General features: G+C 61.1%; 14 protein-coding genes. 11 read left to right on the forward strand and 3 right to left on the reverse strand.

Annotation, left to right across the window (positions count from 1 at the left end; translation table 11 throughout):
* Complete coding sequence (locus QTA57_RS14010) at window positions 1–438, reverse strand: SIS domain-containing protein (RefSeq protein ID WP_290152052.1); 438 nt, start codon at window positions 436–438, stop codon at window positions 1–3.
* Complete coding sequence (locus QTA57_RS14015; protein ID WP_290152053.1) at window positions 402–1,112, reverse strand: SIS domain-containing protein; 711 nt, start codon at window positions 1,110–1,112, stop codon at window positions 402–404. Before QTA57_RS14015 ends, QTA57_RS14010 begins: the two co-directional genes overlap by 37 nt.
* Before the next feature lie 14 nt (window positions 1,113–1,126).
* Here QTA57_RS14015 and QTA57_RS14020 point away from each other — a divergent pair, with 14 nt between their 5' ends.
* The 9 genes from QTA57_RS14020 to QTA57_RS14060 all read left to right on the forward strand — a co-directional run bounded on the left by QTA57_RS14020 (window position 1,127) and on the right by QTA57_RS14060 (window position 9,557).
* Window positions 1,127–2,026, forward strand: coding sequence for a DeoR/GlpR family DNA-binding transcription regulator (locus QTA57_RS14020; protein ID WP_290152054.1), 900 nt, complete (start codon window positions 1,127–1,129; stop codon window positions 2,024–2,026).
* A gap of 159 nt (window positions 2,027–2,185) precedes the next feature.
* Window positions 2,186–3,232: an ABC transporter substrate-binding protein gene (locus QTA57_RS14025; protein ID WP_290152055.1), complete on the forward strand. Its 1,047-nt coding sequence runs from the start codon at window positions 2,186–2,188 to the stop codon at window positions 3,230–3,232.
* A complete protein-coding gene (locus tag QTA57_RS14030) occupies window positions 3,232–4,359 on the forward strand; it encodes an ABC transporter ATP-binding protein (protein WP_290152056.1) in 1,128 nt (375 codons plus the stop codon). Before QTA57_RS14025 ends, QTA57_RS14030 begins: the two co-directional genes overlap by 1 nt.
* Complete coding sequence (locus QTA57_RS14035) at window positions 4,310–5,242, forward strand: ABC transporter permease (RefSeq protein ID WP_290152057.1); 933 nt, start codon at window positions 4,310–4,312, stop codon at window positions 5,240–5,242. Before QTA57_RS14030 ends, QTA57_RS14035 begins: the two co-directional genes overlap by 50 nt.
* Window positions 5,239–6,057: an ABC transporter permease gene (locus QTA57_RS14040; RefSeq protein WP_171560806.1), complete on the forward strand. Its 819-nt coding sequence runs from the start codon at window positions 5,239–5,241 to the stop codon at window positions 6,055–6,057. The genes QTA57_RS14035 and QTA57_RS14040 overlap by 4 nt, the downstream gene beginning before the upstream one ends.
* Before the next feature lie 225 nt (window positions 6,058–6,282).
* Complete coding sequence (locus QTA57_RS14045; RefSeq protein WP_290152058.1) at window positions 6,283–7,044, forward strand: FadR/GntR family transcriptional regulator; 762 nt, start codon at window positions 6,283–6,285, stop codon at window positions 7,042–7,044.
* Between the two features lie 86 nt (window positions 7,045–7,130).
* Window positions 7,131–7,757, forward strand: coding sequence for a ribonuclease activity regulator RraA (locus tag QTA57_RS14050; RefSeq protein ID WP_330696805.1), 627 nt, complete (start codon window positions 7,131–7,133; stop codon window positions 7,755–7,757).
* 180 nt (window positions 7,758–7,937) lie between these two features.
* Window positions 7,938–8,969, forward strand: a complete 1,032-nt coding sequence (locus QTA57_RS14055; protein ID WP_290152059.1) for a TRAP transporter substrate-binding protein — start codon at window positions 7,938–7,940, stop codon at window positions 8,967–8,969.
* 78 nt (window positions 8,970–9,047) lie between these two features.
* A complete protein-coding gene (locus tag QTA57_RS14060; protein WP_290152060.1) occupies window positions 9,048–9,557 on the forward strand; it encodes a TRAP transporter small permease in 510 nt (169 codons plus the stop codon).
* A gap of 7 nt (window positions 9,558–9,564) precedes the next feature.
* Here the strand turns inward: QTA57_RS14060 and QTA57_RS14065 are convergent, their stop codons facing one another.
* The gene (locus QTA57_RS14065) at window positions 9,565–9,744 is read right to left on the reverse strand and encodes a hypothetical protein (RefSeq protein WP_290152061.1); all 180 of its coding nucleotides are present in this window, start codon (window positions 9,742–9,744) and stop codon (window positions 9,565–9,567) included.
* A 16-nt stretch (window positions 9,745–9,760) separates the two neighbouring features.
* Here QTA57_RS14065 and QTA57_RS14070 point away from each other — a divergent pair, with 16 nt between their 5' ends.
* Both QTA57_RS14070 and QTA57_RS14075 read left to right on the forward strand, forming a co-directional pair.
* Window positions 9,761–10,843, forward strand: coding sequence for a TRAP transporter large permease (locus tag QTA57_RS14070; protein ID WP_290152062.1), 1,083 nt, complete (start codon window positions 9,761–9,763; stop codon window positions 10,841–10,843).
* 25 nt (window positions 10,844–10,868) lie between these two features.
* Window positions 10,869–11,759: an SMP-30/gluconolactonase/LRE family protein gene (locus QTA57_RS14075; protein ID WP_290152063.1), complete on the forward strand. Its 891-nt coding sequence runs from the start codon at window positions 10,869–10,871 to the stop codon at window positions 11,757–11,759.
* Window positions 11,760–11,782 lie beyond the last annotated feature (23 nt).

Here is an 11,782-nt window from a genome sequence, read left to right on the forward strand (position 1 = left end):
TCAGCCCCCAAGCCGGGGCGCGCCAAGGCCAAGTGCATCGCGTTCGACCGCTGCGTGATAGCCGAACAAATGCATGGGCACACTGTAGACAATCGGCGCGGTCGCCGCCGAAACGTTTGGAAGATGCCAAGCGACATCGACAGTCTTTGCTATCTCGGTTTCGTCCTCAGGTACAATCGCCACGCAGTAACCTTCTACACCCCGCGACATAAGCGCGGTGTCCAGGGCGCGGGCATGGCTTGCCTTGTCCCCCGCGATCAGGAACAGCGGATCGCCGGCCTTCTGGGTTCGATAGTGGTGATACTCCTCGAGCGGGAAAGAGTAGGCATGGATCGGTGCCAGTTCTTTCAGCTTGGCCGCGCCAAACTCAGCAGGCGCGTAAAACGGACCTGCGCCGGTCGTCAGAACCAGATCAGCGCGGGCAAGACGCTTGGCCACCTGTCGGGCCGGTTCAAAAACTCGCGCGCCACGGAATCGACCTGATCCGGCAGTGCAACCAGCGCTGCACTCAAGGCAGATGCATCTCCACCTTTTGCGTCTTGTACGGCCGCAGCCATGGCCAGCATCAACGCCATCGCCGCCGTGCTGGACTGCGTCGGCCAGCCGCCGCGCGTGGCCCGGATGTGCAGCGCACCGGGGCATTGTTCCATCAAGGGCGACTCGAGCGTGTTCGAAAGGCCGATCGTGTAAGCCCCACGCTCTGCCGCGTCCGTTAGGCCGTCGATTACAGGCTCGGTCTTGCCTGAGGAGCTGAGGCCGATGACCACGGTTTCATCGTCGATGGTATCCAGGCCGTAGGTCGCGAAGTCGAACGCCTCGATTGGCTCGCAGGGTGCGCCCAGAGCGGCCTCCAGCGCCGGGCGCACGCCGTGACCCGCAATCCAGCTATCGCCACAGCCAACGGTGACCACGCGACGGATGCTACGGTCCGCAAGATCGCGCCCGATGGCAGCCAGGGGCACGACATTGGCCGCAAGCGTTGCCCGAATGGCCTCGCCCTGAGACATCATTTCGTGCTCGGTCAGAGCGACGCGCCGAAACCTTTCCGGATCGCCAGCGGCATCCGAGGATGATTCCCGGCGGATTTCCGTTAGTAACTGCTCTATATTCATGTCGCTCTCCGTACTTGGCGGTCAGGTCAGGACAGGCGCGCGAAAAAGATGGCACCTATCGATTTCTTTCGATATTTGTCATTACGATGGAAAACGCAAGACGCGAAGGTATTAGTAATGGATTATCCGCAGAATTCCCCCTGCCGTACCGCCATCAGCGCATTCTTGAGATCCTCGACACGGAGCGCATGGCTGAGGTGGGTCAATTGTCCGATGCGCTGGGCGTCTCAGCCGTCACCATCCGCTCCGACCTCGATTCGCTGGAAAAACGACTGCTGCTTAGACGCGTGCGTGGCGGCGCGATGGCCGCCAAACCCGCCCGCTTTGAGCGCCCCGTTGATGTGCCGAGCCACAGCTTCACAGACGAAAAGGAGAGAATTGGAGCCCTTGCAGCGAGCATGGTCCGCAGCGGAGAGACGATTGTTCTTGATGCGGGGACCACCACATTGGCCATGGCCATGGCCCTTCCGGAGCACCTGCGCGACGTCATGATCATCACTTCAAGCCTCGATATCGCCATCGCGCTGGAGACACATCCGGGCGCATCCGTGATGGTGACCGGCGGAAAACTTAAGAAAACGGGCCGAAATCCGCACTCGCGCTCACTGGTACCGCCATTTGCGGGGCTGCTTCTTGAGCAACTCAATGCCGATTGCGCCTATCTGTGCTGCGCTGGCATCGATGCCGAACGCGGCTTCACCAACGCCCATTTGGAAGAGGTTGAAGTAAAGCGCGCGATGCTTGCCGCTTCCCGGAGGGCGGTGATGCTCGGGGATCGCGGAAAGATCGGGCATGTGGCAGGGGCGCGCATCGCCACCGCGCGGGACATTCACACACTCGTCACCGACCGCAAGGCCACCCCCGCCGACATCGCCGCACTCGAAACCGCCGGCACCAAGGTTCTTCTGGCATGACCGCAGACGCCACTTCCCGCTGCGTGTCGCCTAATTTTTAGGCACTTTTCCTCTAAAGTCGCTATTTTCGCTTTTTTTCGTTGCGTAACTTTTCGAAAGTCCTCCTACTTAATGCACCGTCGGGGAATCCGGCGCAAAGAAGCCTGACAGGAGCACATCATGAAACTGACCCGAAGAAGCGTCCTGGGCAGCCTGACAGCTGCCACGGTACTTGCCAGCCCAACGATCCTACGGGCTCAGACCCGCGAGTTGGTCATGGTCGGGTACGGCAACGACTCCGACGCCCCGCTGATCGCTGCCGGTGAAGAACTTAGCCGCCGCAACCCGGGCGTAACATTGCGCGTCATTGGCGGCTTGTCGTCGGAAGCCCTGGCTCAGATCAAAGCCGCCCGCGGCAACTCGCCCTACGACCTCGCAGTGATGGGCTCGCCCGCGATCATCAACGCTCTGGCCGAGGATGTGCTAGTGCCGCTCGATTTCTCGCAGATCCCCAACGCTGCCAATGTGGACCCGAAATTCCCCTCCTACGGCTATGATGTCGGTCAGCCGATCTGGTTCGAAGGGATTGGTGTCGCCTATGACACTACCAAGATCACGACGCCACCTACCACCTGGGAAGAGCTGTGGAGCGGCGCCTATACCGGCCGGATCGGCATGTGCCGCCCGCAATCGAATCTCGGCCTCGGCGTGCTCGCCGCCACGAGCGAGGCCTTCGGGATGCCCCAGAGCGATATGGAGTTTGCCCTGAACAAATGGCTGGAGCTTGATCCGCTGGTCGGTCGCTCGCCGCCTCTGTTGCAGCAGATGATTGAACGTGGCGAAGTGGACCTGGCGCCCTTGTGGCACGTCAACTCGGCGCTGGCCGCCAATTCGGGCCTGCCCATTGGCTACACCAAAATCACTGGGCCGGGGCCGCTGATGTTGCCGACCAACATCGTGCAATTCGTCAACACCGCCGACGGCACCGCCGATCTGGTTCATGAGTTCACTGACATCCTGCTGACGCCGGAGATTCAGTCGATGGCTGGCAGCGCACCGATCTATTTCGGCGCGGTGGTCGAAGGCATCGCGGTGCCGGAAGAGGCCGCGCCCTATGTGCCATCCACGCCCGAAGAGCTTGCGACCACCACGTCCCTGGAATGGCCGGACTTCGCGCCGTTGCGCGGTCAAACGGTGGAAACCTTCGACCGCATGTTCGCGTCGTGATGATGCAGGATAAGGCTGATCTGATGTATGGATCGGACATGGCCGCCCCGGTGCTGAGCATCGGGGCGGTTTCCAAACGTTTTGGCTCTGTCACGGTGTTGCAGGACTGCTCACTTGACGTTGCCGAAGGGGAGATCGTGACGCTGTTGGGCGCGTCGGGCTGTGGCAAGACCACGCTTCTGCGCTGCATCGCTGGGTTCTGGGATGCAGAACAGGGCGCGATTGAGATCGACGGTCGCAATGTCAGCGGCATGCCGGTGAATCGGCGCCCGGTTGGCGTCGTGTTCCAAAGCTACGCGCTGTTTCCGCATCTTACAGTTGCGCGCAATGTCGGCTACGGGCTGCGCATGCGCGGCGTGTCCCGGTCCGAGATTGAGGCCCGCGTCGCGGAGGCGCTTGATACTGTCTCGCTCGCAGAGTTCGCGGATCGGTATCCGGCCCAGCTTTCCGGTGGGCAGCAACAACGCGTCGCTGTTGCGCGGGTGCTGGTCTTGCAGCCCCGAGTTTTGCTGCTGGACGAACCGTTCAGCGCGCTCGACGCCAAGCTGCGCGGCGCGATGCAGGTCGAGCTGCGGCAGTTGATCAAGCGCCTGGGCCTGACGGCAATCTTCGTCACCCATGACCAGGAAGAAGCGCTGACGATGTCGGATCGGATCGCCGTTATGCGCGCGGGGCAGATCGAGCAGGTCGCCGCCCCCGATACGGTGTTCGACCATCCCTCGACGGCCTATGTCGCGGATTTCATCGGCACATCGAATTTTTGGGACGCGGAAGCCGGAAATGGCACTGTCGAGCTGCCCGATGGTCAGACGGCGCAGACCGATCTGTCCGGCAAAGTTCAGGTCATGACCCGTCCTCACAACCTTCGTGTCGCCCCCGAGGGCACAAGCCCCTGGCGCGGGACGGTCTCGTTTCACCGCACCGTTGGCGCGCTGATCGAATACCATGTGGACATGCCCGATGGCACAACGATCCAGGTGGCGGCTATGCGACAGGAGCGGGCCAGCCCCTTCAGGCCGGCGCGGCCGTCAGTCTGTCCGTCATCGACCCGTCCTATTGCGCCGTGTATCCGATCTGATGACCGAGGCAGCCTTCTCTCAGCCCGCCTCAAAGGCCAGCCTGTCTGAACAGGTTCTCGACAAGCTTTTGTCTGGCCGTGGCATCTGGCCCGCGGTTCCGGCGATCATTGTGCTGTCCGTTGTCGCGGTCATCCCGTTCGTGATCCTTTTGTCCCTGGGGTTTTCGGATATCGTGGTTTCGCGCGGGGCCATCGTTTCGCAGACATTTTCTCTATCACACCTGACCAATGCGCTGACGGATCCGCTGTATTGGACGACGTTCCAACGTTCGCTGACGCTGGCGATCAACACCACGCTTCTATGCCTGCTCTTCGGCTATCCGGTGGCCTACCTGTTCCTGATTGGCGGCAAATGGACCCGTCGGCTGATCCTGATCCTGACCATCGCGCCGCTGCTGACCAGTGGCATCGTGCGGACCTATGCCTGGTTGGTGATCCTCGGCGGGCGCGGCGTCGTGAACTCCACGCTGATGAGCCTCGGGCTGATCGACCAGCCGCTGCGCATCATGAACACCCATTGGGCCGTCCTGATCGGTATGGTGCAAATCCACCTGCCGGTTATGATCCTGCCGCTGATCGCAGTCATGAGCCGCCATGAGGGTGGCCTGTTCGAGGCGTCGGCCAATCTTGGCGCGTCCCGCCTGGGCACGCTGCGCACCGTGATCCTCCCGCTGAGCGCACCGGGCATCGGCACAGGCGCGGCGCTGGTCTTCACGCTGAGCTACACGACCTTCGTGGTGCCGCAGCTTTTGGGCGGCGGAAACTACTTGAACGCGGCAACGATGATCTATGAGCAGGTCGTGTTCTCGTTGGAATGGAGCAAAGGTTCAGTCAGCTCATTGATCCTGATGGTGACCTGCCTCATCGTGCTGGTGGCGATCGCGATGATCACAAACCTGTTCACCCGCTGGACAAAAGGACGAGACGCATGATCAAGGCCCTGCGCACCGCCTCCCTTGGCGACATTCTCGGCATCGGGTTGATCCTGTTCGTCGCCGTCTTCTCTCTGCTGCTGCTGATCGCGCCATCGGTCATCGTCATCCTCATCTCTTTCGACACGCGCGCCTTTGTCAGTTTCCCACCCGAAGGGTTCACCTTGCGCTGGTATGCCGAGGTGTTTGAACAGACCGAACTTGTCGGTGCGATGTGGACCAGCCTCAAGGTTGGCCTGATGGTGACCTTCCTGTGCGTCGTCCTGGGCGTGCCCACAGCGCTGGCCTGTGTGCGCGGCAAGTTCCGTGGCACGACCGCCCTTTCGGTTTTTGTGCTGGTGCCGCATATGGTGCCTGGCATTGTGCTTGGTGTCGCGGTGCTGTTCGCCGGCGCGCTGGTAGGGGTTTCGCCCTCAATCTGGTTGCAGGCGATCTCAATCACCGTGTTCATCATGGCGGTGATGGTCCGAACCGTTCAAAGCCGCCTTGTCCGGCTGGATCCATCGCTGGAGGAAGCAGCCACTAATCTCGGCGCGACCTCGTTCCAGAGTCTGCGCACCATCACCTTCCCACTGCTGCTGCCCGCGATCCTGGCGGGCGCGGTCTTCACCTTCGTCGAAGGATTCGACAACCTGTCGGTGGCGATCTTCACCCATGGCTTCCGCGACCGGCCTCTGCCGGTGGAGTTGTTGGCGCTTGTACAATACACCAGTTCACCGCTGGTCGCGGCCGTATCCGGCGTGCAGATCCTGCTTGCGATCCTTGCGCTGGTAGCGGTGTCGATGAGCGTCGGATTGGACAAGGTCAACGAGTGACGCCTGTCCCAGTCCAGCGCCTGCAGGATCGGTCTGATGGCGGAACCGGTGGCTCTGACCGCCCCTGGCTTCGGCGCGGTGGCGTTCGCGAAGCGGGGCGTGCGCCGCAGGCGATCTCCGGTCACTTCGCATTTGACAAATATTACAACTTCGACGCTAAACTGGTCGCGACAATGGGCTCAACCGGCCCAGGTGCGCAGATTTTCCAAAGAGACCGGGCAAGCAATGAGCAAAAAACCTTCTGTCATCGCCGCCGGACCGGCAAATGTCCGACGTGACCGTTTGGGACAGGGGCGGCTGAGCAGCAAAGTCTATGACGCAGTCCTCTCGGACATCATGGAAGGACACTACAAGGAGGGGGACCGCCTGCCGACCGAAACGGCACTTGCGGAGCAGTTTTCGGTCTCTCGTCCTGTTGTGCGCGAAGCGCTCGCGCAACTGCGCGACGATGGCCTGATCCACGCGCGGCAAGGGTCAGGAAGCTATGTGCAGAAGCCACCGAACACCGCACTTCTCCAGTTCGCCCCGCTTGGCAGCATCGCCGATATGCAGCGCTGCTTTGAATTTCGGGCAGCCTTGGAACCAAGGGCTGCGGCGCTTGCGGCCGTTCGCCGAAGCAAGGAAGATCTTGCCCTTTTGCGCTCTGCGCTAGAGACGCTAGATGCAGCCGTCAACAGTGGCGCGATAGGCACCGATCATGATTTCGCCTTCCACAAGGCAGTCGCAGCGGCCTCAGGGAACAGGTTTTTCGAGGTTACGCTCAGCTCCCTTGAAGAGGCGATTTCCTCCGCGATCTCGGTCAACCGCAACCTATCGCTGCTCGATCCACAGGCGCGCCTGGCGCTGGTTCAACGCGAACATGAGCGCGTTTTCGAAGAAATCGAAGCCGGCGATGCGGATGGCGCAGAAGCCGCCATGCGTCTTCATATCGACGGCGCGCGGCGCCGTGTTTTCGACGGGGACGGAGGCGCGAGCGGCAACTTGTGAAATCGGAGTTGACAAATTTTTGCAAATAGTCATTTTGTCTGACAACTTCGCTATCAAGCCACCTGATCAAGGACGCCGCCGTGACGATGCAAACCGACGAGACCGTCTCGCCAGAAACGATCGAGCGGCTGAAACGCTGCTCGACCGCGACACTGACAACGCAGCTCTTCAAGCGTGGTCTCAGCAATCTCTATATTCAGGGCATAGCCCGCCAGACCGCAAAAGGCGGAGCCATGGTCGGTCCGGCAACCACGCTGCGCTACATTCCGGCGCGCGAGGATATCGATCATCTCGGCGTGTTCGAGGATCGCAGCCACCCGCAGCGGAAAGTCGTCGAGGACATTCCAGGCGGGCATGTTCTGGTCATGGATGCCCGTTGTGATGCGAGCGCCGCGTCCGCCGGACATATCCTGCTGACCCGGATGCAGATGCGGGGTGCGGTCGGTATCGTCACCGATGGCGCGCTGCGCGACCTGCCGGAGATCGCCGAGATGGACTGGCCGGTCTACGCGCAAGGCGGCTCGGCCCCCACCAATCTGATCCGTCACCATGCAGTCGATATCGACGTGCCGATCGCCTGTGGCGATGTCCCAGTCTATCCCGGCGATATCATCGTCGGCGATCACGAGGGCGTCGTGGTTCTGCCTCGGTATCTGGCCGATGAGGTCGCAACCGACGCGGAAGCGCAGGAGAATTCGAAGCCTTCGTCCTAGAGGAGGTTAAGGCGGGGAAATCCATCTTCGGGATCTATCCGCCCGACGACGAAACAAAGCGCCGTTACGAAGCGCTGACCGGCATCCGGCCCAAAACACACGGGTGACCATGCGTATCGCCGGGCTTGCCCGTTCGGTCGCAAATGACTTCAGAAATGCGCATCAGGGGAGGAACCAGACATGTGCATCGCTTTGACTTCCATCCGACAGACCGGCCTTGCAGCGGTCTGCGGGATTGCACTGACGGCGGCAGGGCCTGCTACCTTCGCATCGGCACAGGATGTGACGCTGCGCATGGGTCACATACATGCCCCCTCGGGGCCGACCGGACGGGGCGCGGATATGTTCGCCGAGTTGGTCGCCGACTACACCGACGGACGTGTCGAGGTGCAGGTGTTTCCGTCCTCTCAGCTCGGCGGCCTTCGCGATCTTTTTGGTGCCTCCAGAAGCGGCGCAATTGACATCGCGCTTACGCCCTACCCGCTTCTGTCGGACATCGTGCAGAGTTACTCGATTTTGACCGCGGGCTATGTGTTCGACGACTTCTCGCACCAGCTTGCCGTCCTTGATCACCCTGACTACGGCCAGGCCTGGAGCGCCGAGCTTGCCGAAGACGGTGGCCTCGTCGTTCTGGGCAACTACTACTTCGGTGCTCGCACCTTGACCACGACGGAGACAGAGGTGCGCACACCCGCCGATCTTGACGGGTTGAAAATCCGCGCCGTCGGCAACCCGCTGTCGCTGGCGACGATCACGGGCTTGGGCGCAAACCCGACACCTCTTCCGCTGTCGGAGCTGTTCCAGGGGCTGACGCAAGGCATCGTGGACGGGCAGGAGAACCCGCTGCCGACAATCTTCAACCAGAACTTCTTTGATGTGCAGGACTACCTGATCCTGACGCGTCATCAGTTGATCCCAATCCCGATCACAATCAATGTGGACAGCTGGCGCGAGCTATCGCCGGAAGATCAGGAGGCCGTGCGCCGCGCAGCTGTCGAAGCGACCACATTCATGACCGAGACGGTCATTGCGCAGGAAGGCGCGCTTCTTGCAAGCCTCGAAGCCGAAGGCATGTCCGTGATCGGCGTCGAACAGGGCCTTGATATCGACGCCTTCCGCGCGTCGGTAACAGCGCAGATTGAGATGCTGGACGGGGCGGAATGGCCCGAAGGCCTTCTCGAAGAGGTCGAGGCGCTGGCACCGCAGGGTTGATCTCCATCTGACAGCACAAGGCGCGCGTCCGGCGGGCGCGCGCCGCCCCCGCCCCCTCAATCGACGGATCAAGCGCCCGTGTTTCCCACCGACCCCGATGTCAGCCGATGGACGATCCTGCGCCGTGAACCTGAATTCACGATCGCACAGATATTCCTGTGGTTCTTTGTGGCCCTGACCAGCCTTCAGGTCATCATGCGCTATGTCTTCGACGCGCCGCTGCAATGGCCGGAGGAACTGACGCAGATCCTTCTGGTCTGGATGACGTTCATTGCAGCCGTTGGTCTGTCAAGGCAAGGCCTCCACATCCGGGTCGAGATCCTGGAAAACTTCCTCGGCTATAGGGGTAGGAGTGTGATGGAGGCGATCTTCAACATCCTGACCATCGTCTTCATGGCCGCACTCATCATCGGCGGTTGGTCCATGTACGAACAGCTGAGCTTCGAACGAACGGCCGCCCTGCGCTGGAAGCTCAATATGATCTACGCAATCGTCCCCCTGAGCGCGGCGGCCATGTTAGTGGTCCATCTTTGGCAGCTGGTCGGGAACCTTTCCGTCGTCTTCGGGGCACGCAGCAATGGATCTTAGCTTGTTTCTAATCGGGTTGGTTGTTGCCAGCCTCGTGCTTGTGCTCGGCGGCTATGCCCTCGCCTTTGCCTTGGGCGGCTTGTCGATCCTCTATCTGTGGTGGAACGATTTCCCGTTGTCCTTCGCGGTCGTGGAGCTGGGCGGATCGCTTCCAGAACTTCACCATGCTGGCGATACCGCTTTTCATGCTGTCAGGTGCCTTAATGAATGCTGGCAAGATCACGGATCGGATCTTCGCATTTGCCAAGCTCATGGTCGGACGGATTCCCGGTGGGCTGGGCCATGTGAACATCTTCGCGAGTCTGGTCTTCGCTGGCATGTCGGGATCGGTGCTCGCCGACGTCGCGGGGCTAGGGCGCATGGAATACAAGGCCATGCGCGATGAGAACTACAAAGAAGATTTCGCGATGGGGGTAACGCTGTCTTCCGCCGCGATCGGCCCGATCCTGCCGCCGAGTGTGCCGATGGTGCTTTTCGGGCTGGTGGCGGAGGTCTCGATCACCGGCCTGTTTCTTGGCGGCATCATGCCCGCCTTCGTGATCACCGGCTGCCTGATGATCTATGTCTACCTCGTGGGCCGCAAACACGGCTACTACACCACGGACAGTCAATGGAGCCTTGGGCGCCTGGGTATGGCGTTTCTCTATGCGCTGCCACCGCTTTTGACGCCGGTCCTAATTGTAGGCGGTATGGTCCTGGGGATATTCAGCCCGACCGAGGCGGCGGTGGTCGCCGTCCTGTACGCCCTGTTTCTCGCTGTCATCGTCTATCGCGACTTGGGGCTGGCCACATTCTTCGATGTCAGCCGCGAGGTCGTGATCGGCACAACGCGCCTTCTGTTTGTGATCGCCATGTCATTGTTGTTCGGATGGGTTCTTTCCGTAGGACGCATGCCACAGGAATTGGCTGGCTGGATAGGCGGCACTTTCGATCAACAATGGGCTTTCCTGCTTCTTCTGATGGTGGTCATCATCTTCTTGGGCGCGATTGTCGCCGATGCGATCCTGCTGTTGATCCTGGCGCCGATGATCGTCCCGATTGCCGTCGCCAATTACGGCATGGACCCGCTACACCTGGGTGTGGTTATGGTCTTCACCATCATGATCGGGCAGTTCACCCCGCCGATGGGCATGTCGCTCTTCATAATGCGGGATATCACCGGGTTGCCGTTTACCCGGGTCTGCATTGCGGTTGCGCCGTTCCTGCTACCGCTCGTAGCCGCGCTTTTGGTGATGGCCTATGTCCCTGAGGTCGTGCTGTTCATCCCGCGCGCGTTCGGGTTTTAAGACGTCGATTGGAAGGAACCAAACCATGCAATACGATATCCGACATCCCGATTTCGAAGCGGTCATCGTTCCGGACGCGACGGTGTCGCAACTCGCGACAGGGTACGAGTTCGTCGAAGGCCCGGCCTGGCATCCAACCGAAGGCCATCTGACCTTCAGCGACATCGCGGGCGATGCGATGTACCGCTGGCGACCCGGAGATGCGGTGCCATCGGTCTTTCGCCAACCCAGCCACAAAGCCAACGGCAACACCTATGACGCGGCGGGCCGGCTTCTGACCTGTGAGCATGCAACCAACCGCATTGTCCGGCTTGAGGCGGACGGGTCTCTGTCGGTCCTCGCCAGCCATTTCGGGGACAAGGAGTTGAACGCCCCCAATGACATCATCGTCACTCGCGACGGCACCATCTGGTTCTCCGACCCGCTTGCAGGCCGAAAGCCGTTCTTCGGCGTCGAACGCGATCAGGACCTCGATTTTCAGGGCGTCTGGCGGATCCGGCCCGAGGCAGAAACGGCTGAACCTGTCGCCCGCGATTACGAGCTGCCGAACGGGCTTTGCACCAATGCGGAAGAGACGGCGCTCTACGTCAATGACACCCTTCGCAAACACATCCGCCGCTACGATCTGACGGCTGACGGAGAGATTTCGGGAGGCGCGGTGTTCGCGGAACTCACTGGCGCGGGCGAGGGCGTGGCCGATGGCATGAAATGCGACACCGAAGGCCGAGTCTGGTGCACCGGGCCCGGCGGCGTGCAGGTCTTCTCGCCCGATGGCGTGTCGCTCGGCGTGATCCTGATCCCCGAAAAGACCGCGAACTTCACATGGATGGGGGCGGATCGCCGGACGCTGGTGACAACCTCGTCGACATCGCTCTATACGATCCCGGTGAACGCCACCGGCCATCACCTGTTTTGACCGCCATGAAGAACATCCTCTTC

Source organism: Fontisubflavum oceani (genome assembly GCF_030407165.1).
GTDB classification, from domain to species: domain Bacteria; phylum Pseudomonadota; class Alphaproteobacteria; order Rhodobacterales; family Rhodobacteraceae; genus Rhodophyticola; species Rhodophyticola oceani.